General features: G+C 52.3%; 21 protein-coding genes and 1 rRNA gene. 21 read left to right on the top strand and 1 reads right to left on the bottom strand.

What is annotated here, in order from left to right; all coding sequences use genetic code 11:
* Nucleotides 1-151 precede the first annotated feature (151 nt).
* Nucleotides 152-266 (top strand): 5S ribosomal RNA (rrf, locus tag ABGI61_RS05450).
* Between the two features lie 118 nt (nt 267-384).
* The gene (locus ABGI61_RS05445) at nt 385-1,998 is read left to right on the top strand and encodes an EAL domain-containing protein (RefSeq protein ID WP_347598078.1); all 1,614 of its coding nucleotides are present in this window, start codon (nt 385-387) and stop codon (nt 1,996-1,998) included.
* On the opposite strand, the gene ABGI61_RS05440 is transcribed toward ABGI61_RS05445, so the two are convergent.
* A complete protein-coding gene (locus tag ABGI61_RS05440) occupies nt 1,952-2,821 on the bottom strand; it encodes a 1-aminocyclopropane-1-carboxylate deaminase/D-cysteine desulfhydrase (protein ID WP_347598057.1) in 870 nt (289 codons plus the stop codon). The two genes, ABGI61_RS05445 and ABGI61_RS05440, sit on opposite strands and share 47 nt — an antisense overlap.
* A 152-nt stretch (nt 2,822-2,973) precedes the next feature.
* Here ABGI61_RS05440 and ABGI61_RS05435 point away from each other — a divergent pair, with 152 nt between their 5' ends.
* The 19 genes from ABGI61_RS05435 (at nt 2,974) to mreD (ending at nt 21,933) form a co-directional block, all read left to right on the top strand.
* On the top strand, nt 2,974-3,882 hold the full coding sequence (locus ABGI61_RS05435) for a hypothetical protein (protein ID WP_347598054.1): 909 nt from the start codon (nt 2,974-2,976) through the stop codon (nt 3,880-3,882).
* A 2-nt stretch (nt 3,883-3,884) separates the two neighbouring features.
* On the top strand, nt 3,885-4,481 hold the full coding sequence (locus ABGI61_RS05430; protein WP_347598051.1) for a PilN domain-containing protein: 597 nt from the start codon (nt 3,885-3,887) through the stop codon (nt 4,479-4,481).
* Nucleotides 4,478-5,128 (top strand): hypothetical protein, encoded by a 651-nt coding sequence (locus ABGI61_RS05425; RefSeq protein ID WP_347598048.1) that lies wholly within the window; start codon nt 4,478-4,480, stop codon nt 5,126-5,128. The genes ABGI61_RS05430 and ABGI61_RS05425 overlap by 4 nt, the downstream gene beginning before the upstream one ends.
* Nucleotides 5,106-5,429: a hypothetical protein gene (locus ABGI61_RS05420; protein ID WP_347598045.1), complete on the top strand. Its 324-nt coding sequence runs from the start codon at nt 5,106-5,108 to the stop codon at nt 5,427-5,429. The genes ABGI61_RS05425 and ABGI61_RS05420 overlap by 23 nt, the downstream gene beginning before the upstream one ends.
* Nucleotides 5,419-7,071 (top strand): pilus (MSHA type) biogenesis protein MshL, encoded by a 1,653-nt coding sequence (mshL, locus tag ABGI61_RS05415; RefSeq protein WP_347598042.1) that lies wholly within the window; start codon nt 5,419-5,421, stop codon nt 7,069-7,071. Before ABGI61_RS05420 ends, mshL begins: the two co-directional genes overlap by 11 nt.
* 2 nt (nt 7,072-7,073) lie before the next feature.
* Nucleotides 7,074-7,979 carry an ExeA family protein gene (locus ABGI61_RS05410; protein ID WP_347598039.1) on the top strand — a complete coding sequence of 302 codons (906 nt, stop codon included), beginning with the start codon at nt 7,074-7,076 and terminating at the stop codon, nt 7,977-7,979.
* Nucleotides 7,976-9,055, top strand: coding sequence for a tetratricopeptide repeat protein (locus tag ABGI61_RS05405; RefSeq protein ID WP_347598036.1), 1,080 nt, complete (start codon nt 7,976-7,978; stop codon nt 9,053-9,055). The genes ABGI61_RS05410 and ABGI61_RS05405 overlap by 4 nt, the downstream gene beginning before the upstream one ends.
* A 4-nt stretch (nt 9,056-9,059) precedes the next feature.
* A complete protein-coding gene (locus ABGI61_RS05400) occupies nt 9,060-10,805 on the top strand; it encodes a GspE/PulE family protein (RefSeq protein ID WP_347598033.1) in 1,746 nt (581 codons plus the stop codon).
* A gap of 2 nt (nt 10,806-10,807) precedes the next feature.
* Complete coding sequence (locus ABGI61_RS05395; RefSeq protein WP_347598030.1) at nt 10,808-12,037, top strand: type II secretion system F family protein; 1,230 nt, start codon at nt 10,808-10,810, stop codon at nt 12,035-12,037.
* Nucleotides 12,038-12,116: 79 nt separating this feature from the next.
* On the top strand, nt 12,117-12,647 hold the full coding sequence (locus ABGI61_RS05390) for a prepilin-type N-terminal cleavage/methylation domain-containing protein (RefSeq protein WP_347598027.1): 531 nt from the start codon (nt 12,117-12,119) through the stop codon (nt 12,645-12,647).
* A gap of 20 nt (nt 12,648-12,667) precedes the next feature.
* Entirely contained in the window at nt 12,668-13,156 is a 489-nt protein-coding gene (locus ABGI61_RS05385) for a prepilin-type N-terminal cleavage/methylation domain-containing protein (RefSeq protein WP_347598024.1), read from the top strand.
* Between the two features lie 7 nt (nt 13,157-13,163).
* Complete coding sequence (locus ABGI61_RS05380; protein WP_347598021.1) at nt 13,164-13,607, top strand: prepilin-type N-terminal cleavage/methylation domain-containing protein; 444 nt, start codon at nt 13,164-13,166, stop codon at nt 13,605-13,607.
* Nucleotides 13,601-14,149, top strand: a complete 549-nt coding sequence (locus ABGI61_RS05375; RefSeq protein WP_347598018.1) for a type IV pilus modification PilV family protein — start codon at nt 13,601-13,603, stop codon at nt 14,147-14,149. The genes ABGI61_RS05380 and ABGI61_RS05375 overlap by 7 nt, the downstream gene beginning before the upstream one ends.
* The gene (locus tag ABGI61_RS05370; RefSeq protein ID WP_347598015.1) at nt 14,149-14,910 is read left to right on the top strand and encodes a PilW family protein; all 762 of its coding nucleotides are present in this window, start codon (nt 14,149-14,151) and stop codon (nt 14,908-14,910) included. Before ABGI61_RS05375 ends, ABGI61_RS05370 begins: the two co-directional genes overlap by 1 nt.
* On the top strand, nt 14,900-15,310 hold the full coding sequence (locus tag ABGI61_RS05365; protein ID WP_347598012.1) for a type II secretory pathway component: 411 nt from the start codon (nt 14,900-14,902) through the stop codon (nt 15,308-15,310). Before ABGI61_RS05370 ends, ABGI61_RS05365 begins: the two co-directional genes overlap by 11 nt.
* Nucleotides 15,310-19,299: a DUF6701 domain-containing protein gene (locus ABGI61_RS05360; protein ID WP_347598009.1), complete on the top strand. Its 3,990-nt coding sequence runs from the start codon at nt 15,310-15,312 to the stop codon at nt 19,297-19,299. Before ABGI61_RS05365 ends, ABGI61_RS05360 begins: the two co-directional genes overlap by 1 nt.
* Nucleotides 19,300-19,515: 216 nt before the next feature.
* The gene (locus ABGI61_RS05355) at nt 19,516-20,559 is read left to right on the top strand and encodes a rod shape-determining protein (protein WP_008219881.1); all 1,044 of its coding nucleotides are present in this window, start codon (nt 19,516-19,518) and stop codon (nt 20,557-20,559) included.
* Nucleotides 20,560-20,588: 29 nt separating this feature from the next.
* The gene (mreC, locus tag ABGI61_RS05350; RefSeq protein ID WP_347598005.1) at nt 20,589-21,458 is read left to right on the top strand and encodes a rod shape-determining protein MreC; all 870 of its coding nucleotides are present in this window, start codon (nt 20,589-20,591) and stop codon (nt 21,456-21,458) included.
* Nucleotides 21,451-21,933: a rod shape-determining protein MreD gene (gene mreD, locus ABGI61_RS05345; protein WP_347598002.1), complete on the top strand. Its 483-nt coding sequence runs from the start codon at nt 21,451-21,453 to the stop codon at nt 21,931-21,933. Before mreC ends, mreD begins: the two co-directional genes overlap by 8 nt.
* The last annotated feature ends 1 nt before the right edge of the window (nt 21,934 follow it).

The following is a 21,934-nucleotide window of genomic DNA, read 5'->3' as shown; positions in this document are numbered from 1 at the left end:
AGCGCGGTGACGCGTTAAGCTAACTCATACTAATTGCCCGAGAGGCTTAACCATACAACGCCAAAGATGTTTTAAAGCGCGAGAAAGCGTATAAAGAATACAGTGTGCATACAATCAGCTTGCTAAGTTAAAGACAGACAAACCGTTTTTGCCTGGTGGCAATAGCGCTGTGGAACCACCTGAACCCATTCCGAACTCAGAAGTGAAACGCAGCTGCGACGATGGTAGTGTAGCATTCGCTATGCGAGAGTAGTTCACCGCCAGGCACCCAATACCAACCCCGCTCTCTAGAGCGGGGTTTTTTATTATCTATCGCATAAAAACTCGACAAATAACCGTCTTAGATCAACACTGAACACAGTACAAAAGGAGTTGACTGTGTTGATGAGACGTTCCAGCCAATTTAATGCGCTTTTGTTTTTAGTGGTAGCCATAATGCTGTTGTCACTAACATCCGGGGCATTTTATCTGTTAAATCTAAATAGCATAACCGCTGCAACCTTAGTTACAGGCTTGGTGTTGTTACCTTGTACTCTATTGTGGATGTATTTTTCCTACCGACTACGCAAGCAGCAACAAAGCGCTGTAGCACAGCAACAGTTGATTATTACCCTATATGACCAACTTGAGCTAAAGCGGACGCCTGAGCAAACCGAGCTGCAGCAATTGGCACAGATCTCTCAGCGCATATCTCACTTACTAAAGCGCGATCAAGAAGTGCGGCATTTGGTGAGGGTGCAAGGCTTAATTGATCACGAGCTCGAAGTGGGTAATCGGGTATTCTTTGAGAGTAAGCTGCAACATTATTTAAACGACCATACTGAACCGGCTTATGGTGCGTTATTCCTGATACAGGTGCACCAACCCGAAGCTGGCGTTGCCGGTGTACGACAACTTCAACGCTTGCGCGGCTGTATTGACATTTTACACGGTATGGCTGCGGCATACACCGATACGGTATTAGCGCGGCTGTCGGACAATGACTTAGTACTGTTAGTCGCAGGGTTAGCCGCTGATGATATGGCGAAGCTTGGCGATCGTATGGCGGTATTGTTGAGTCGGGCCAGCTGTTTCATTGATTGCGCCGATGAGGATGTACTGCATATTGGTTATGCTGCTTATCAGCGCGGGCAGGCATCCTATCAATTGCTGTCTGAGGCCGATATGGCACTAAAAACAGCACAACTGCAAGGACAAAACTCAGCTTATGGTGTAGTAAATCAGCAAGACAAAACGGTAGCCAGAGGCTCGGTCTGGTGGCGATCTGAGCTTAGCAAAGCTTTGCAAGAGCAGCGCTTTGTATTGAGTTTTCAGCCCGTCATGTCCTGGCAGGATAAAGATATTCTTCAGCATGAGGTGCTGATCCGCTTACACAGTACTGACGGCACTAAAGTGCCGGCTGCGGTGTTTTTGCCGATGGCGAACAATTGCGGCTTGGTGGGTTTGATTGATCAGCATGTGCTATTAAAAGCGGCCAAGCTATGTGCTGTAGACTCACGGCACTACAGTCGCTGCAGTATCAACGTCAGCGTGTCATCGCTATTAGATACTCAGTGGTGGCAATGGTTGGAGCAAATGCTGTTATCCGGCCAGATCGATCCGGCGCAGCTGGCGTTGGAAGTGACAGAACATCAGCTGCTGAAGCATTACAAGGCAGCAAAGCGGGTTTTGCTGAAACTGCATAAAGCCGGATTTAGTTTGATTGTCGACCAAGTTGGCTTATTACTGGAGACCGCTAATTATGTTGATGAATTGCCGCTGGAATCCGTGAAGCTACATCCCTCTGTGGTACGTAATATCGACCAGCATCTGGAACAGCAGCTGTTTGTCCGCGGTTTAATTGCCGGCTATGCCAATAAAGGTGTGAGGGTGCTGGCGACCGGTGTTGAGTTAGAGCAGGAGTGGCTGACTTTGCAAAAACTGGGTATTGCCGGTGGCCAGGGTTTTTACTTTAGTCAGCCGCTGAACCAGATAATAACGCATGGTCAGCTGCAGTAATTAAACCACGGTATAACAGCCCATCCAAACCTTGCAAGCCGCCGGTGTGAAAAAAGCTCAGCCGGCTACCTGCTGCTATCCGGCCTTGTCGCACAAGCTCTATCACGCCAGCCAGTGCCTTGCCCGTATAAATCGGTTCAATGTGTATGCCCTGGTTTGCCATATCGCGGCAAAATTGCAACAGTGCCGGGCTAAAACGGGCGTAGCCCGCACCACAAAAGTCGCTGTTAAGCTGCCAGGGTAAAGGTTCTGGCTCTACTAACAGCTGCTGCACCTTGTTGAACAAGGATGCATCTTTTACCACTGCGATACCCAGCGCAGCGCTCTGCCGGCGATTAATCAGGCCTGCCAGCGTGCCGCCACTGGCGGTGGCCGTGATTACTAAGTCGGCGCTACCCGCAGGCGTTTGCTCTAACGCCAGCTGTGACACGCCATGTGCACCGTCTGTACAGCTACCCCCTTCTGGCACCAGCATAAAGCCCGGGTGGCGCTGTTTAAGCTGGACAAGAAAATCGGCCTGATACCGCAGCCGGTATTGCTGGCGGTCTAGAGCGATAAGCTGCATACCCTGGGCTTGGCAAAAAGCCAGCGTCGGGTTGTTTAAGTCCAGTTGCTCAGCTCTGACATAAGCTATGCTACGCAGTCCCAACGGCTGGCAGCTGGCTGCAACCGCACACAAATGGTTAGAAAATGCGCCGCCAAAGGTCACAATGCCGCTATAGCCATACTGTAGGGCGCTTTGCAGCGGATAGCGCAATTTGAGAATTTTATTGCCCGATACGCCTGTTACCTTAGTTTGCAACGTACAGAGCCACAGCTGCACGGCGCTTGCTTCAAGCACAGGGTGTACAACAGCTTGCCAATGTGGCTGGACAGAAAGAAGCTGAATTTCTGATGAATACAACATGGTAGATGCATGACAGCTGCGTAATTAGTCGTTAGTATAAAGCGACACAGGATGTATATGGCAGCAATATGCTGAAAAAAATACTACAGCGCTTTCATCTATCTAAGGATACGCCGTCCCAGCTGGCTTTGCACCTGGGCAGTAGCTCGATAACATTAGCCGAGCTAAGTGCGGGGCGCATCAGCCATTGTCAGCAACTGAGTTATCAACAGGGCCAACTGGTCAGTGAGTTAAGCCGTTTGTTAGCAGGCGTTGGCAAGCAGACGCCATTACAACTTATTTTGGCGCCAGAGTTTTATCAGGTGGTGCAACTGGATAAGCCGGCGCTTTCCGATCAGGAGATGCTGCAGGCATTACCCTGGCAGATAAAAGATTTAGTCAATATCGCCCCAGAGGATATCATCGCTGACTACATCGACTTACCCGGCAGCGGCAATGGCGCGGCGAAGATTAATGCTGTCGCAGCCAGCGCCACCAGCTTACAGCAATTATTAACGCCTATACATGAAGCCGGCTTAAAGCTTGGTAGCATTATGCCCGAGGAATGGTTAGCCGGGCGTTTGGTCGCTACGGGGGCTCAGGCAACTATGCTGGTAATCCATCAACCTGAGCAGGAAGTGCTTATTCAAATTGTGCGCAATGGCGAGCTGTATTTTTCCCGCCGCACCCGCGGGTTTAGCCGTTTACATCTGGCCGGTGCCGGTGAGCTGGCCGATGGCACGCTTGACCGGCTGCAACTGGAGCTGCAGCGGTCGATGGATTATGTAGAAAGTCAACTGAAGCAGCCGCCAGTGCGGGATATCTTTTTGCTGATGCCTGAAGCCGAAATGATGTGCGAGCTATTCCGGCAAAGCGGTTTTAGCCGGGTGCAGCCTCTACCGTTGCCTGTTATTGCAGACAAGCTCAGTCGAGAGACATTGCTACACTGTTGGCCCGCTGTGGCGGCTCTGACAACGAATACGCTGCAGGGGAGCTGACCATGAAGCAGCAGGTAAATTTATACCAGCATCGGCTATGGCCAATACGGCGCCCTTTGGCGCTGCGTCGATTAATGTTTAGCTGGGTGGCTCTGGTTGTCGTGTTGTCATTAACCGCCTGGTTGTTACAGCAACACAATCTGCAGCGAAGTACCTTCTTAGATCAACAGCAACAACAGCTTGACCAGCAACTGGCGCAAGTGGCGCTTTTTCAGCAAGCGCTGACGCAGCGCCAGGCATCAGCCGCGTTACAAAAGCAGTTACAGCTGCTAGAGCAAAGCGTGCAGCAAAAGCAGCAGCTGTTAAGCTATTTGTCACAGCAACAGCAGCAGGCCAGTCAGCACTACAGCCCGGTATTGCAACATTTACAACAGATAGACAGGCCTGAGCTGTGGCTGACGCATTTCCAATTAACCCAGCAGCACAGCAGCTTTAGCGGCGTAACATTAAAACCGCAGAGCGTGCCTCAGTGGCTGGAGCAACTACGTGAGCTAAGTTATTTTCGTGGTCAGCGTTTTCGTCAGGTACAAATGCAACAGCTTGAGGATAACAGCGCCGTAAGCTTTGAACTGGTGGCTGAACAAGGAGCCACACCATGACGTTATGGCAACAACTGGACGAACGTTTTAATACTCTGCAACAGCGTGAACAGCTGATGATTTGGCTCAGCACCTTGTTGTTGACATTATGGTTGGGGTTTATTTATGGGCTAGAGCCGATTTTGCAGGCCGGCAACAGTTACCATGATCGTTTGGCTAATGTGCAAAAGCAGCAGCAGGAAGCAGAGCAACTGGCGACTACCTTACGCTCAGAACTGGGCACTGATGCCGATGCAGAGTATCGCCAGCGCATTACACAACTGGAGCAACAACAGCGACAGTTGACGGCGCAGATAACGCAAAGCACCAGCCATTTTATTGCTGCCGAGCAAATGGTAGCACTGCTACACAATGTGTTAAAAAGCAGCAGTGATGTACAGTTAAAGCAGCTAACAACCGCAGCGCCTAAGGCCGTGTTACTGGCGGGACAAACCGAGACAGACACGCCACTATTGTATCAGCATCAGCTGACGCTGGTCATGAACAGTAATTATGCGGCGCTGCTTAAGGTGCTCAAAAATATTGAGCAGTTGCCCTGGTTGGTTAACTGGGCAGGTTTGCGCTATCAGGTTACTGAATACCCGTCGGCTGATATGACCCTGGAACTGATAACGGTAAGTGAACATGAAGATTTTATTCGCCTGTAGCCTGGCTGCTTTGCTGGTTAGCCAGACAGTTCAGGCCGATCCGACACGCCCGGCGCCTGGCTGGAGTAATAACCCGTCGTCGGCCAGTGCTGAAGTCGCCGCTCCGCTAAAGTTACAGTTAATCAAACACACCAGCGAGGGGCCAGTGGCGGTCATCAATGGTCAGTTATTGCGCCGCGGAGATTATTATCAGCAATATCAACTGCTGGCGATTAAAGACAAACACGTGGTACTGCAGCGTAATGGCGAGCAGCAGACATTGTCGTTACACAACACAGTGATAAAAAACTATGAAAACTAATCTCATCACTACGCTTGGGCTAAGTATTGGCGGCTTACTGCTGGTTGGCTGTCAGGCATTGCAACCGAGCAAAGTACCCACCGAGGCAAAGCAGGTATTGCAGCAGGCAGAACAAACCCAGCCTGCAAAGGCACCACCGGCCGTACCCGCGGCTGTAACTGAAGACTTACTCAGTGCAGCATATAGCTTGCCGCAGCCAGCGCTGCCGCGGTTTAATGTGGCGGCAACTGACGCCAGTCTGAATGATTTTTTTGCCTCTCTGGTGGCCGATACACCCTACAGTGTGGTGCTACACCCGCAGATCAGCGGTAGCATTAGCCTGCAGCTCAAGCAGGTTACGCTGCCTGAGACCATGGCCATAGTACAGCAGTTGTACGGTTTTGATATCCGCCAACAAGGCTTGGTGTTTAAGGTGTACCCGCCGGGGCTGCGTACCGAAAGCATCGCGGTGAACTATCTGATGTTGCAACGGCACGGATTCTCCTCTATTGCCGTGAACTCCGGTGGCGTGTCGCAAGATAACCAAAACAGTCAGAATGGCCAGAATAACCGCAATCTGGGGCAGAATAACCTGAATCAGGGCGGCTTTGGCAATCAAAGCCAGTCGCAATATGGCCAGCAGCAATTTAATGGCAGCACCATCCAAAGCGAGAGTAAAACGGATTTCTGGAAAGAGCTGGAAAAGGCTGTTGCCACCGTATTAGGCGAGGGGCCGCAGCGTATGGTGGTGGTAACACCGCAAGCCGGTTTGATAACAGTGCGCGGTATGCCAGATGAAATTGCAGCAGTTAAAGCGTTCCTTGGTCAGTCAGAGCAGCACTTACAACGTCAGGTGGTGCTGGAGGCCAAAATTATCGAAGTGACGCTCAATGACGAATATCAGCAGGGCATCAACTGGCAAAATGCGATAGCGAATATCCGTAGCACGGGTTTTAATCTCAGCACCAGTGGCGCTGTGGCAAGCAATGCCATCAGTACCTCGCTCGGTGGTGTTACTGCTATTTCGTTTAATAACGCTGATTTTAACGGCGTTATTAACTTGCTGGAAACTCAGGGCAATGCCCAGGTGCTTTCCAGCCCCCGGGTTACGGCGATGAATAACCAAAAAGCGGTGATTAAAGTGGGCCAGGATGAGTACTTTGTTACCAACGTCAGCACCGATACGATTGTCGGCACCGGCGGCACCACCAGCTCGCCAAATATTACCCTGCAACCTTTTTTTTCCGGCATTGCGCTGGATGTGACGCCGCAAATTGACCAGAACGGCAGTGTGATCCTGCATGTGCACCCGTCGGTCACAGAGACGGCAGAGCAGAACAAAACCATTCGGTTTAGCAATGAGCAAATTGTCCTGCCGCTGGCGCAAAGTAATATCCGTGAGTCTGATACCATTATCCGTGCCCGCAGCGGTGAAATTGTTGTTATAGGCGGTTTAATGCAAACCGTCACCAGTGACAGTGAGTCGCGTACCCCTGTGCTAGGGGCTATTCCGTTGTTGGGTAAGCTGTTTACCAGCGTAAATAAAGTGGAAAAGAAAAAAGAGCTGGTGATCCTGTTAAAACCTACTGTGGTTGGCGAGGGCGTCTGGCAGCAGCAGATCCGTCAGTCGCAGGATTATATTAGTGACTGGTATCCACAATAACGATGTATCAGCAGCACTTCTCACTACAACAGCTGCCATTTGGCTTAACGCCGGACACGGCGTTTTATGTGCCGTTGCAGCAGCATCAGGATATGCTGGCGCTGCTCAATACAGCGCTGAACAGTGGTGAGGGTTTTATTAAAATTTGCGGTGAGGTAGGCAGCGGCAAAACACTGTTGTGCCGCACCCTGCTTCAGCAGGAACAAGCTGACTGGCAGTTGGCGTATATCCCCGATCCGTTACTGACGCCTATTGAGTTGCGCTGGGCGCTGGCGCTGGAATTTGGGCTGAAATTTTCTGCCAATATCGAGCCGCCACAATTATTACAGTTGCTGCAGCGGCAACTGCTGTTGTTGGCAGCTCAGGGCAAAAGGCCTATTGTACTCATTGATGAAGCTCAGGCCCTGCCGGACGATACGCTGGAAGCCTTAAGACTGTTAACTAACCTGGAAACCCGTCAGCGCAAGCTGCTGCAGGTGGTGCTGTTTGCTCAGCCGGAACTGGATGCCAGGCTGGCCAGCTATCGTTTTCGCCAGTTACGTCAGCGCATCAGCTTCTCGGCAAGCTTAGCGCTAATGCGACCGTTACAGCTGGCCGCTTATGTTAACCAGCGGTTGGCACAGGCTGGGGCAACACAGCCATTATTTAGCACCCTGGCACTGCGCTTGTTATGTCGCTACAGCCGAGGCATCCCCAGGCTGGTCAATATTCTGGCGCATAAAGCCTTGTTGCTGGCCTATGGTGAAGGTAAGGCGCGGGTAAACTGGCGGCATGTACGCCTGGCCGCTCAGGACACTGAAGCGGTGCAGCCAAAGCCGCGACCGTTATGGTGGTATGCCTTGGTAGCTGGCACAGTCAGCATTACCAGCGCGGCGCTGGCAGCCTGGCCGCTGTGGAGTGGCGCATGAGTGTGCTGAATAAAATGCTGCGCGATTTGGAGCAGCGTGGCCAGACACCAGCTTCTGCTAAAGTCAGTGGCACTATTGCTTACGATGCTGCCGACAGCGCCCGGCCGCTCTGGCTTAACCTGTTATTGCTATTAAGTGCAGCGCTGCTGTGTTTTGCTGTCTATGCCATATTAACCCGTCCGGCAGAGACACTGTTAACTGCTACCACTAGCCCGGAAGCTTTGGCTGACAGCGTATCACAGCAAGCGGCAGTAATATTTTCAGAAAATACCAACGAACAAGCAGATATCGCGGCCACTACCTTGGCCATGCTGCCCAGAGTGGAGCAGGTTACCGAGCAAAAGCCACAGCCTGCTGCAGCGAGCAGCGAAGACACGGTTGTTATTGCTGCGGCAACCCCAACTGAAGGCACCGAACCCGAACAAGCTGTTATACCTGCCGACCAGCCGGCAGATTCAAAACGCCCCGTGCAGACGACACTGGCGGTAGAGCGCGCGCCGTTAAGCACGGCGCAGCGCAAACAACAGCTCACCCAACAGGCGATAGCTGCTGAGCAAAGCGGCAAGTTAACGCAGGCCTTGAGCTACTGGCAGCAGCTGCAGCAACTAAACGCGACAGACGCGACCGCCTATTTAGCGCAGGCCCGTCTGTTAAATCTGATGGGGCAGGCCAGCCAGATTAATGCTGTATTACAACAGGCGCAGCAAAATGGTGTGGTAGATGCCAGCGTGCAGCTGTTGCTGGCGCAGCAAGCGGCTGCATTGGGGCAATGGCAACAGGTAGATGCACTGTTGCCGGAACAATTTTTGCTGCCAGCCAATACCGAATATTACGGCCTGAAGGCAACAGCACTACAGCAATTGGCACAGCCTGCAGCAGCACTGCACTGGTATAGTCAGCTTATCGTGGCACAGCCGCAGCAGACGCGTTGGTGGCTGGGCGCGGCTATTGCCCATGATATGCTTGGCAACACCGCGCAGGCGAGGCTACATTATCAGCAGGCGTTGCAGTGGGGCGACAGCCTGTCAGCGGCCAGTCGACAATACATTCAACAACGCTTAACAGCGACTGAGTAAGGCTATGCAAAGACCTCGTTTAAAAATGCGTTTGGGCGATCTTCTGGTACATGAGCACATCATTACCGAGCAGCAATTACAGCAAGCACTGGCGCAACAGCAACAAACTGGTCGGAAACTTGGCGCCACGCTGACTGAGCTTAAGTTTTTGTCAGAGCAGCAGTTACTGCAGTTTTTAGCCCAGCAGCTTAATGTGCCCTTTTTGGATATCGCGCAAAAACCTATCGATCCCAAAGCCGTGCAGTTACTGCCGGAAGTGCAAGCGCGGCGTTTTCGTGCCCTGGTGCTGGAAGATCACGGCAGCAAAGTGTTGCTGGGTATGAGTGATCCGGCCGACTTGGCCGCGATGGACCAACTGGCAGCGCTTTTGGCGCCGCGGCAGATTGACCTGGCTGTTGTGCGGGAAAGCCAGCTGATTGAAGCCTTTGACACCCTGTACCGGCGCACGAAAGATATTGAAAGTTTCGCTAGCCAGTTAAAAGAAGAGCATGGTAGCGACAATGAACTGGAGTTCAGCGCCACTGACGAGCAAACCGACGCTGATAACACCATTGTTAAGTTACTGCAGTCAATTTTTGAAGATGCAGTGCAGGTTAAAGCCTCAGACATTCATATTGAACCGGATGAAAAAGTGCTGCGCATCCGTCAGCGGGTCGATGGTGTATTGCAGGAAAATATTCTAAACCAGGTCAGCATCGCCCCGGCCTTAGTGTTGCGGTTAAAGCTAATGGCCAATCTGGATATCTCCGAAAAACGCTTACCACAAGACGGCCGTTTTCAGATAAACGTGAAAGCGCACCGCATTGATGTGCGGATTTCCACCATGCCGGTGCAGCATGGTGAATCGGTGGTCATGCGTTTACTCGACCAGTCGGCCGGTTTGCTGCAGCTGGAAGAAACCGGAATGCCTGCACCGTTGTTGGCAAAACTTAGGCGTATTATCAAAAGCCCGCATGGCATGATTTTGGTTACCGGCCCGACCGGCTCGGGTAAAACCACCACACTGTACGGCTTGCTAAGTGAACTAAACCAGGCTGGTAGTAAAATTATTACCGTCGAAGATCCGGTTGAGTACCGTTTGCCGAGGGTCAATCAGGTACAGGTAAACCATAAAATCGGTCTGACCTTCGCCAATGTACTGCGCACCACCTTACGGCAAGACCCGGACATTATTATGGTGGGTGAGATGCGCGATCAGGAAACTGCAGAAATGGGGCTGCGTGGTGCGTTGACGGGGCATTTGGTGTTATCAACACTGCATACCAATGATGCGGTTACCAGTACACTTAGGTTAATTGATATGGGCGCCGCGCCTTATTTGGTGGCGTCGGCGCTACGTGCCATTATTGCCCAGCGCCTGGTGCGCCGCTTATGCGATTATTGTAAAGCGCCGTATCAGCCAGATGAGTTAGAAAGTAGCTGGCTGCGCCACCATAAAGCCAGGACGGATGCGCAGTACTGGCATGCACCGGGCTGTCAGTCATGTAACCATAGTGGTTACAAAGGCCGCTTAGGGGTGTTTGAGCTGCTTATCATCACCAAACCACTGGCAGACGCCTTGCGCCGTGATGACACAGCCGGCTTTGCCCAGCTGGCACATCGCAGCGAGGGTTTTACCAGCCTGGGCACTATGGCACTGCAATATGCCCAGCAGGGTGTCACCAGCCTGGATGAAGTGATCAGGGTATCTGAGTATCTCGATACCGATCCCAGCTCACCGTTTGCCGTGACTGAGGATGGGGGCGCATAACTATGGCGCAGTTTCAATACACAGCCCGCGATGCCAGTGGAAAAGCGATCAGCGGCGACATTGAGGCCAATACTGAGAGTGCGGCTGCAGACATATTGCGCCGACGCAATATGATTCCGCTCACCATTGTACTTCAGCCAGCTGACACCACCATGAGTCTGAATATGCCGGTGCTATGGCAGCGCAAGGTCTCATTAACGGATCTTATTATGCTGTCACGCCAGATGTACTCGCTGATGAAAGCCGGCATTCCGATTATTCGCGCCATTGAGGGCCTTGCCCTTAGCACCAGCTCAACGCGGCTGCAGCAGATCCTGACCGAGCTGGTAGAGCAGTTACAAAATGGCCGTAATTTATCGCAGGCCATGGCCGCGCACCCCGGCGTATTTAGCCGCCTGATGGTGAGCATAGTGCATGTGGGGGAGAACACTGGCCGCTTAGATGAAGCTTTTTTGCAATTAACCTACTACTTTGAGCAAGAGCTGGAAACCCGCAAGCAAATTAAGCAGGCCACCCGTTACCCCATTTTTGTGCTGGCTACCTTAGTGGTGGCCATGTTTATCTTAAACCTGGCGGTAATACCGCAGTTTGCCAATATGTTTGCCCGTTTTAATGCTGAGTTGCCGTGGTCTACCCAAGCGCTACTGGCCAGTTCAGCCTTTTTTATCGCCTATTGGCCGGCGATGGTCATACTGTTAATTGCCAGCGTGTTTGGCCTGCGGCATTACATTAATACCGAGGCCGGCCGGCCGGTGTGGGGTCGCTGGAAAATCCGCTTTCCGATTATTGGCTCGGTCATCTACCGGGCTACGCTGGGCCGTTTTGCCCGCAGTTTTGGCATGATGTTAAAGGCCGGCGTGCCGATGACCAGTGCGTTAACCTTAGTGGCCGATGCGGTAGACAACGAATACCTGGGGGAGAAAATACGCGATATGCGGCGCAATATCGAGCGTGGTGAAAGCCTGCTTAAAGTAAGCCAGCAAAGCCAGATGTTTACCCCGCTGGTGCTACAAATGCTGGCTGTGGGTGAAGAAACCGGCGCTATGGACGATATGCTCTCCGAAGTGGCGGGTTTTTATGAGCGTGAAGTCGCCTTTGATTTAAAAAGCCTGACCGCTAAGATAGAACCTATATTAATTGCGATAGTGGCAGTAATGGTGTTAATACTGGCGCTGGGTATTTTTACGCCAATGTGGGATATGCTAAATGCCTACAAAGGTGGGTCCAGCTAAACCAATTAAATAAGTTGAAAGGTGTAATTAGTAAGATTGTGGATATACTAATGATAATAACAAGTTGGGAGACACAAGTATGAAACGGCAAACAGGTTTTACCTTAATTGAATTAATTATAGTGGTAATCATTTTAGGTTTACTGGCAGCAACGGCGCTACCACGCTTTTTAAATGTCACTGAACAGGCCGAAGAAGCATCTATTCAAGGCTTTGCCGGTGGTTTAGCGGGTGCGGTAGGTTTAGTGCGCGCGCAATGGGAAATTAGTGGCCGGCCAGCAAATCAGGTCGATTATGATGGTGTTAATGTGCTAGTAAACGCCAATGGTTATCCTATTGGTGCTGCAACTCTGAATAGCGCCGCCTGTGAAACATTGCTGACACAAATACTGCAGTCTGCACCCAGTACAACAACAACAGACACCGTTGCTGCGAGATCAAATGTAAGCCTGTTTGTTCGGGCGGACGATGCAGGGGCAGTATGTCGTTATTATCAAACACAATCTGTCACTGCCGTACCTGATGGCGGTATTGATAACACAACAACGCAGGGTAATTTAGTGCAATATAACCCAGCCACTGGTCAGGTTCAGACTTTCCGTAATCCTTAAAATATAAAATAGGTATAGTAATGAAGCGTAATCAAGGTTTTACTTTAATCGAGTTAATTATCGTTATTGTTATTTTGGGTATTTTGGCTGTAACGGCAGCACCACGGTTTTTAAACCTATCTGGTGATGCCACCGCAAGCACATTAAACGCTGTGAAAGCATCACTACAATCTGCGGCGTCACTGGTTTATGGTAAGGCTGCAATCGCTGGTGTTCAAAGCGCTGCTACCGGTACTGTGAACGATAACGGCACCAATATTAATGTTGCTTACGGTTACCCACAGGCGACAACTCTGGACATTCAGTACTTATTGGATAGTGAGGATTTCACTATTGTAGCTGGAGACGCTTCAGCATATTTCGGTTCTACGGCTGATGATGTTGTAATCTATCCTTCAACTAAAACAATAGAGGACGCAACTGAAGCTAATGCATGTCATGTTGTGTATAAAGAAGCAACCTCAACGGAGCCGAAACCGGTAATTGAGCCTTTTACCGACGGTTGTTAATGTTCAAATGCGAATTTGGCACAAACAAGCTGGCTTTACATTAATCGAGCTGATTGTAGTGCTAATTATTATCGGGGTACTGGCGGTAAGCCTGGTACCCCGTTTTTTTACCGCTGCCGGTACTTCTGAATACCTTTACCAAGATCAACTACTAAACCTGCTGCGCCGGGCGCAAATTCAAGCCATGCAGTGCACCGACTGCAGCACGCCCGCGGTCAATATCACGGCTAATAGCGTATTTCTAGATGGCGCCAGCTGTGCCGATGTCGATGCCGGCCGAGCACTGTGTATAACCGCTAATGACGCTGTAAGCCTGGCCCCTGTGGGTACTATCGGCTTTGATAGCATGGGCCGGCCCAGTTGTAGCGCCGGTAGTTGTACGCTGAATGTACAAGGTGCCAGTTTGTTGCGGGTCTGTATTGAAAGCGAAGGCTATATCCACCCATGTTAAGTTGGCAGCGCGGCGTAACCCTAATAGAACTGATAGCCGGCATAGTAGTGCTGGCTATAAGCCTGACGCTGATTACCTCTGTGCTGGGGCCCTTGTATATTAAATCGGCCGATCCCTGGCATCAGGTACGGGCAGCCGAGCTGGGCCACAGCCTGATGAATGAAATACTCGGCAAAGCCTTTGATGAAAACAGTAACCGCAGCGGCAGTGTGCTGCGCTGCAATGAAACGGGTGCGCCAGCCTGCAGCAGCGCGGCAGCCTTTGGCCCCGACTGCGCCGATGGCAGTGCCAGCTGCCCCGGCGGACCACTGGAAAGCCGGCCCCAGTTTGATGATGTTGACGATTTTCATGGCCTGGATGTGAGCGGTAATGACATCAGCAATATTTTCGGCACCGATGCACGGCTACAGGATGTGTACCGCGCTTACCGGGTGCAAATTGCGGTTAGTTATCAGGATGCGCTAAGTAAGCGTATCCAATTGCGTGTCACCACACCAACGGGTGATGTGATTGAGTTTGCTGCATTAAAGGGTAACTGGTAATGCGCTGCCGTGGTTTCACCCTGGTTGAACTGGTGATCACGCTAGTGGTGTTGTCGGTATTAGCGCTGGGGGTGAGCAGCTACCTTGGCATAGGTGCCCGCATGTACTCCGAAGCGGCTGAACGTGAGCAGGTATTGGGCCAAAGCCGCTTCGTTGCCGAGCGTTTAGTGCGAGAGCTTCGCAATGCCCTGCCAAATAGCGTGGCGTTTTCTGGTACCAGCAATTGTCTGGAGTTTTTGCCGGTGTTATACAGCGGCGTATACCTTAGCCTGCCGTTTGAACAGGCGCAAACCAGCATCAGTGTAATAAGTCCTGATCTGTTGGCTGTGAGCCCGGCCAGTTATAGTGGCGCAAACCGTCCCCGTTTAGTGGTGTATCCAACCAGTAACAATGATGTCTACGGTTCAGCCAACCCTGGCAGCAGTGTGCTGATAAACAGTATCAGCACGGAAGATGCCAGTCAGGCGCGTTTCAGGCTGAATTTTGCCAGTTTCAGGTTTCGCCGGCAGTCGCCGGAGCAGCGCTTTTATATCAGTGGTGATGTCGTGCGGTATTGTTTGGTCGGTACAGGCCCAGGCCAATTTAGCTTGCAGCGCAATGGTGTGTTAATGGCCGAAGGGCTGCGCAGCGCCAATGTATTTCGCGTATCCGATGCCGTGCTTAATCGCAATGCAGTGGTGAATGTCCTGTTGCAATTTGGCAGCGCCAACAACCCGGATATGTTTTTTAACTATGAGGTGCATCTGGCTAATGTACCCTAAACTGAACAGACAGCGCGGCAGTGCGCTGGTTATTGCGGTGTTTATTATTGTGGTGGTGTTGGCGCTGGCGCTAAGCCTGGCGCGGCTGTTAACCAGCGGCAGCCAAAGTGTCGTGTATGAAGTGCAGGGCACCCGTACGCTGTTTGCTGCACAAAGTGCGCTGGAGCTTAGCCTGCCACAGTTATTTCCGCTAAATGCCGCCACCACTAGCTGCGCGGCGTTAACAGTGGAGCACAACTTTAGCGACGATGGGCTTGCCGGTTGCAGCGCGACGGTAAGCTGCAGCCGCTATACTGATCCCACGCCGGGCGCTGCGCCTTTGTATCGGCTTAGCAGTACTGCACGCTGTGTCGCCGCTGACTTTGAAACACGCCGTACTGTGCAAATAGAGGTACGCTGATGCTGTTACGCGCTTTACTCTTTGCGTTACTGCTGCTGACAAGTTATCAGGCGGCTGCTATTGCTTGCAGCGACATCTGGACTCAGGCTGAACGCGCTAATAGCGCAGATCCAGCGGTGATACCATTTCCCGCCAATACCAACCCCAATCTGCCAGAGCCGATGCAACCGGTTGATTATTATTACAACAGCTCGGTGACGATTTTAAATGGTGCTGTGCGTACCAGCACCGGTGCTACGACCCGGTTTTTTGTCAATGGTAATCTGACCCTTGAAAACAATGTGCAGTTAAATGCCGGCGGGCCGCCGCAAAACCTGATAATTGTGGTCAGCGGCAATGTGGTGATTAATAACAATGTTGAAATAAATGGCTTTATTTTGGCCGGTGGTGCCGTACAGCTGTATAACAACAGTGTGGTAAATGGTGCTATTACGGCACGCGGTGCCTTGAGTAATTTTGGTGCCAGCGTGAATTATGCCGCGAATGCTGTAGCCCTGCTGCAAGGCGGTGTGGTTTGTGATCAGGCCGTCGCACCGCTGCCAACAGCCCGGGCGCATTACCCGCTGGACTTATGCAGTGCGCAAAACAATAGCGTGATTGCTGATCTGACGGGGAATTATCCGGCTACTGCCATCAACGTGGGCGCCGTGAGTGATGGCCGCGTGCTGGAGGCGGCGGACTTTTCTGCTGCAGGTGGTGACTATATCAGTGTGCCGGCTGCAGCAATAAACGGGCTGGGTAACTTTAGCCTGGCGTTATGGTTCCGGCTGGATAACAGCACGGGCTTTCGTGAATTGTTTTCTGCCAGCAATAACACTACTGACACTGAATTAGAGCTTTATATTAATGCTGCTAACGAGGTGCGTGCCGGTATTAAGGGGGCTTACTATGACTTTACCGGTGGCAGCACAAGTTCAGTAGTTGCGAATAATAGCTGGACCCAAGTGGTGCTGACCCGTCGCGCCGATCAGCTGTGTTTATATATCAATGATCGTTTGGTGCGCTGTCGCACCGCCAGTAACACCAGCCTGAACGTGGTAAGAGTGGCAGTCGCCGCCTGGTGGCGGGCCAACGGCAGCCTGAGCGATGATTTTCGCGGTGATATTGACGAGGTGCTGCTATTTAGCCAGGCTCTTAGCGCTGGCCAGGTCGGGCAGATTTATCAGAATCAACTGGCAGGTAATAACTTCACCGGCAGCAGCCGTATCAGCCAATGCTCACAATGTCTGACCGATAACTTTAGTACAGGTAGCTTGTCCGATAGCTGGGTTACCGCGCGTAGCAGCGGCACTTTCACCCCTGCGGTGATTGATGGCCGTTTGCGCCTGACGCAGGCTGTAGCTAACCAGTCTACCTCGGCGACCTATCAGCGGCTGTATCCGGCGGCAAATAATCTGGTGGTGGTGGAATTTGATTACTATGCCTGGTCAAGTCAGGGGGGAACCGGCGCGGACGGCGTAGCGGTCATTTTATCCGATGCTACCGTCACGCCGCAGCCAGGCAGTTTTGGTGGCTCTCTGGGCTATGCCCAGCGTAATAATGGGGATGCCGGTTTTGCTGGCGGTTGGCTTGGCATAGCCTTAGATGAATATGGTAACTTCTCTAACCCCACTGAGGGCCGGCTAGGTGGTCCCGGTTTTCGGCCGCAGTCTGTATCAATACGCGGCTCGGCCGCCGGTAATTACCAATATTTAACCGGTACTGCAGCTAACCTTAATCCACGGATTGATGTGCGCAGTACCACAACGGCAGCGCCAGGCCATCGCTATCGCATTACAGTAGATTCACGTGTAGCAGGGCAGGCGCTGGTGTCGGTGCAGCGCAATACCGGCAGTGGCTTTAGCAATCTTGTCGCACCCTTTAATGCGCTGGCATTTAACGGCCAGGCGCCGGTGCCGGAAAACTTTTTCCTGTCGTTTACCGGTTCAACCGGCGGTTCTAATAACAACCACGAATTGGACAACTTAAGTATCTGCGCTTTACGATCGTTGCCGGTGGGTGAGCAAATTGACCATTTTGAATTTGATTACAGCGGCCAGGCGCTTACTTGCAAGCCGGAAACCTTTACCATACGCGCCTGTAAAAACCCCTCATGTTCAGAGCTGGTTACACAACAGGTTACTGCGACCTTAAGCCCGGTCAATAGTGCTAACGTGAACTGGCTGGGCGGCAATGTCATCAGTTTTGCCGGCGGCAGCACTACGGCCAGCCTGGCCCGTACTATGGTGGGAAGTACTACTGTGGGAGTATCGGGCTCGATACCCTCGACGCGGCCGCTGAGCCAAACCCTGTGTCGCTCAGGTGGTGGTGCGTTATCCGCGGCGGCCTGCAGCGTTAGCTTTGCCGACAGTGGTTTGGTGTTTACTGTGCCTGATGGGATCGCCAACCGGCCTGATAGCAATATCCTGCTCAGTGCAGTGCGTAAAGACAATGCCAGCCAACAGTGCGTGCCCGCTTTTGCTAATGTCAGTCGCAACGTCGCCTTCTGGAGCAGTTATATTACGCCGGATAACAACGGCCGGCCGGTATCCTGGCCGGTAACAGTAAATAGCGTTGAGGCCGGGTTAAGCGAAGCCGACCGGCAAAGCCAGCTACTGAGTTTTAATGCGCAGGGCCAAGCTAATATCAGCGTGAATTACGCCGATGCCGGTTTGGTACAACTGAATGCCCGCTATACCGGCTCGGCAGCAAACAATGATGCCGGTTTGGTGATGAATGGTGCTGATCAGTTTATTCGCCGGCCAGCCGGATTGTGTATTCAGACCAGCGGTGAGTGTGCTGCGGCGGATGCCAGCTGCGGGCCATTTCGCCGTGCGGGTGATACTTTTACGCTGAATATCAGCGCCCGTGCCTGGCAAGCTGGCAGCAGTGATTTATGCGCTAACCCACCGACGCCCAATTTTAGCCAAAACAATATAGGTTTAAGCCATCAGCTGCTGGCGCCCGTTACTGGTGCCAGTGGCAGTGTCATCACTACCAGTTATAACCATAACCGGCAGTTACAAGCGCAAACCAGCCTGACGCAGAGTGTGTCAGAAGTCGGCGTGTTTCGCTTTAGTACAAACAGCTTTACCTATCTAGGCATGACTGATCCAGTGCCGGGCGCTAATAGCGGTGCTACTGGGCGTTTTTACCCGGCCGATTTTCAGCTAAGTAATGCGGCCGTTACGCCGGCCTGCGCCAGTTTTAGTTATCAGGGCCAACCTTTTGGCGTAGCGTTTAACCTTACCGCGCGCAACCTGCAAGGCCAGCCGACGCAGAATTATACCGGCGCCTTCGCCAGCGGCACGGTATTGTTACAAGCCGAACATAATAACAACGGCCAGCCATTAACCGCGCGCTTAAGCGGCACGGTCAGCCCATCCTGGCTTAACGGCAGCTTGTTATATCAAACTAACAGCCTGCAGCTAAACCGTGCCAGCACACCCGCGCCTGATGGCCCATTTAGCCAGTTAGCGTTAGCTGCGCAGGTTATCGATAATGATGCTGTGGCTATTGCCAATGCCGATGTTAACGTTGCCAGCAGCGGCGACTGTGTTGCGGCAGGTAATTGCAGTGCCCGGTTGCTCGGTCTGACCGATATCCGCTATGGTCGCCTGTTGTTGCAAAACGGTGCCGGGCCGGAAGAAGAGCCGCTGCCGTTAGTGCTGCGCAGCGAATACTGGGATGGTAGCCGTTTTCTTGTTAATCAGCAGGACAGTTGCAGTGTACTCGCTGCGGCGCAGTTAGCTAGCCTGAGCAATCCGGCGCTAAGCTTTGCCGGTGGCGCAGCACCCTTGCAACAGGGCGTATTACCCGCCGGCGCGCTTTGGGCACAGCCCAGCCTGGTGCCGGGTAGCTGGCGCATTGAGTATCAGGCATCGCCCTGGCTGCAATATAACTGGTCTGGTACCGCTACTGGCTTTAATGAGAACCCGCAGGCCGAGCTGATGTTTGGCCGTTTTCGCGGTAACCCGCGACAAATTTCCTGGCGTGAACTGTTTCAGTGAGCATTCAGCTTGCTGCTGTATGCTACGCGCGGTTTAACCGGTGCAGATAAATTTGGCCGGGGCTTGGTTTAATTGCATAAAAATGTAAGATAAAGCTATTCACCTGCCTGGGAGTTACATAGAATAACCCCAGCTATGTTTACCACCACTGTTATGCTGATGTAAGCAGTGCTGGGCGTGTTGTCTCGCCCAGGTTTATAAGGATCCGGTTCTTTCATGTTTAATAAATTGCGCGGCCTCTTTTCTAACGACTTATCCATTGATTTAGGTACAGCCAATACTCTGATTTATGTCAAAGATCAGGGCATAGTGCTGAACGAACCGTCCGTAGTTGCCATACGACAGGAGCGGGCCGGTGGGCCGAAAAGCGTGGCTGCGGTAGGCCATGCCGCTAAGCGTATGCTGGGCCGCACACCGGGTAACATTAAAGCTATCCGGCCAATGAAAGACGGCGTGATTGCCGACTTCTATGTGACAGAAAAAATGCTGCAGCATTTTATCCGTCAGGCGCACAGCAACAGCTTTTTACGCCCCAGCCCGCGTGTGCTGGTGTGCGTGCCGTGCGGCTCTACTCAGGTTGAACGCCGCGCCATTCGTGAGTCTGCCCAGGGCGCTGGCGCCCGTGAAGTCTATTTAATTGACGAGCCAATGGCCGCCGCCATTGGTGCCGGCTTACCGGTGTCGGAAGCCACCGGCTCTATGGTAGTCGATATTGGTGGCGGTACTACCGAAGTGGCTATTATCTCGCTAAACGGTGTGGTGTACTCGTCTTCTGTGCGGATCGGTGGTGACAAGTTTGACGATGCCATCGTGAACTATATCCGCCGTAACTACGGCATCTTAATTGGTGAAGCGACAGCAGAGCGGATTAAAACCGAGATTGGCTCGGCTTACCCCAGCGACGACGTACTGGAAATTGAGGTACGCGGTCGTAACCTGGCTGAAGGTGTGCCACGCAGCTTTACCATGACCAGCAATGAAATTTTAGAAGCACTGCAAGAGCCGCTGGCCGGTATTGTTAGCGCCGTGATGGTGGCACTGGAGCAATCGCCGCCAGAGCTGGCGTCAGATATTTCTGAGCGCGGTATGGTTTTAACCGGTGGTGGTGCCTTACTGCGTGACCTAGACCGGCTGCTGATGGAAGAAACCGGTATTCCGGTGGTCGTCGCCGATGACCCGTTAACCTGTGTTGCCCGCGGTGGTGGTAAAGCACTGGAGATGATCGATATGCATGGTGGTGATGTGTTCAGTTATGACTAACTGAACATGGCGCCGATGCCAGTAACTGTATGAACGAAATTTATAGCCGGGGCCCATCTTTGCCACTGCGGTTGTTATTAGCCGTAGTGTTAAGTGCTGGCTTAATGTTTCTCGACCGCTACACCGACAGTTCTACCCAATTACGCAGCTACCTTACAGCTGCGGTTAGTCCGTTATTTTATGTGGCCAGCTTACCCGAGGCGCTGTTTTCCGGCGCCTCTGAGCAATTTATGTCACAGCAAGCCGTGTTGGAAGAAAACGCCCGCCTAAAAGAAACCCTGCTGCAACAAAGCGGCAAGCTGCAGTTACTGGGGTTTTTACAACAGGAAAACGAAAAGCTGCGCGCCTTGCTGGGTTCTTCCGCGGCCTTGCCGGTACAGCGCCAGGTGGCAGAAGTGTTGGCAGTATACAGCCATCCGTTTAGCCATCAGGTGGTGCTAAATAAAGGCAGCACAGATGGTGTTAGCGAACACCAGCCAGTGATTGATGATTTGGGGGTCGTTGGCCAGGTGGTCAGCGTGGGCCCTACCAGCAGCCGGGCGCTATTAATTTCTGATAACACCCACGCGCTGGCGGTGCGGGCAGAGCGTACCGGCGTGCGGGCCATCGTCGAAGGCCTGGGGCAGTGGGACTTACTGCGCGTGATGCACCTGCCACACAGCACCGACATTCGCGAAGGCGACCGCTTATTAAGTTCGGGCTTGGATGGCCGTTTTCCGGAAGGTTACCCGGTGGCCAAAGTGGTACGTATTAGCCAGGATGCCAGCCAGCCTTTTATGGTGGTGTACGCTGAACCTTATGCCCGGCTGGATCGGGTGCGTCATGTGTTATTAATTTCATCGCCGCCCGCTGTGCCAGAGCAAACACCCCCAACCCAGCCGGAGGTACCAGATGCGTAAACCGCAGCGCCTGGGTTTTATTTATTTGTCTATTTTTGTTGCCTTGCTGCTGACGGTTATGCCAATGCCACAAATGGTCAAACTGGCCCGGCCTGACTGGGCGCTGCTGGTGCTGATGTACTGGGCCATGGCGCTACCGCAGCGGGTCAGTGTCATGACGGCCTTTTTTACCGGCTTTATTGTCGATGTGCTGGTCGGCACGGTGCTTGGCGTTAACGCGTTGGCGTTTGCCGTGGTGATCTTTGCTGTCGCCCAGCACCATTTAAAGATGCGAAATTTTTCAGTGGTTCAGCAGTCGCTGTTGCTGGGCATGTTGCTGGCGCTATATCAACTGTTGTTATTTTGGCTCAGCCATTTTCTTACCGGTGTGTATTTCCGGCCGCAATATTTGTGGCCGGTGCTTACCGGTATGCTGGTATGGCCCTGGTTATTCTGGTTATTGCGCCGCTACCGGCGACAGTTAAAAATCCAATGAA

The sequence above is a fragment of the Rheinheimera fenheensis genome (genome assembly GCF_039871805.1).
Taxonomy (GTDB): Bacteria; Pseudomonadota; Gammaproteobacteria; order Enterobacterales; family Alteromonadaceae; genus Alishewanella; species Alishewanella fenheensis.
Note: the sequence above shows the minus strand (reverse complement) of the source record. Positions and strands in the feature narration are given on the sequence as shown.

Coding starts and splice junctions, on each gene's coding strand:
- ABGI61_RS05445 (WP_347598078.1), top strand. CDS start 385: ATGAGACGTTCCAGCCAATTTAATGCGCTTTTGTTTTTAGTGGTAGCC.
- ABGI61_RS05435 (WP_347598054.1), top strand. CDS start 2,974: ATGCTGAAAAAAATACTACAGCGCTTTCATCTATCTAAGGATACGCCG.
- ABGI61_RS05430 (WP_347598051.1), top strand. CDS start 3,885: ATGAAGCAGCAGGTAAATTTATACCAGCATCGGCTATGGCCAATACGG.
- ABGI61_RS05425 (WP_347598048.1), top strand. CDS start 4,478: ATGACGTTATGGCAACAACTGGACGAACGTTTTAATACTCTGCAACAG.
- ABGI61_RS05420 (WP_347598045.1), top strand. CDS start 5,106: ATGAAGATTTTATTCGCCTGTAGCCTGGCTGCTTTGCTGGTTAGCCAG.
- mshL (WP_347598042.1), top strand. CDS start 5,419: ATGAAAACTAATCTCATCACTACGCTTGGGCTAAGTATTGGCGGCTTA.
- ABGI61_RS05410 (WP_347598039.1), top strand. CDS start 7,074: ATGTATCAGCAGCACTTCTCACTACAACAGCTGCCATTTGGCTTAACG.
- ABGI61_RS05405 (WP_347598036.1), top strand. CDS start 7,976: ATGAGTGTGCTGAATAAAATGCTGCGCGATTTGGAGCAGCGTGGCCAG.
- ABGI61_RS05400 (WP_347598033.1), top strand. CDS start 9,060: ATGCAAAGACCTCGTTTAAAAATGCGTTTGGGCGATCTTCTGGTACAT.
- ABGI61_RS05395 (WP_347598030.1), top strand. CDS start 10,808: ATGGCGCAGTTTCAATACACAGCCCGCGATGCCAGTGGAAAAGCGATC.
- ABGI61_RS05390 (WP_347598027.1), top strand. CDS start 12,117: ATGAAACGGCAAACAGGTTTTACCTTAATTGAATTAATTATAGTGGTA.
- ABGI61_RS05385 (WP_347598024.1), top strand. CDS start 12,668: ATGAAGCGTAATCAAGGTTTTACTTTAATCGAGTTAATTATCGTTATT.
- ABGI61_RS05380 (WP_347598021.1), top strand. CDS start 13,164: ATGCGAATTTGGCACAAACAAGCTGGCTTTACATTAATCGAGCTGATT.
- ABGI61_RS05375 (WP_347598018.1), top strand. CDS start 13,601: ATGTTAAGTTGGCAGCGCGGCGTAACCCTAATAGAACTGATAGCCGGC.
- ABGI61_RS05370 (WP_347598015.1), top strand. CDS start 14,149: ATGCGCTGCCGTGGTTTCACCCTGGTTGAACTGGTGATCACGCTAGTG.
- ABGI61_RS05365 (WP_347598012.1), top strand. CDS start 14,900: ATGTACCCTAAACTGAACAGACAGCGCGGCAGTGCGCTGGTTATTGCG.
- ABGI61_RS05360 (WP_347598009.1), top strand. CDS start 15,310: ATGCTGTTACGCGCTTTACTCTTTGCGTTACTGCTGCTGACAAGTTAT.
- ABGI61_RS05355 (WP_008219881.1), top strand. CDS start 19,516: ATGTTTAATAAATTGCGCGGCCTCTTTTCTAACGACTTATCCATTGAT.
- mreC (WP_347598005.1), top strand. CDS start 20,589: ATGAACGAAATTTATAGCCGGGGCCCATCTTTGCCACTGCGGTTGTTA.
- mreD (WP_347598002.1), top strand. CDS start 21,451: ATGCGTAAACCGCAGCGCCTGGGTTTTATTTATTTGTCTATTTTTGTT.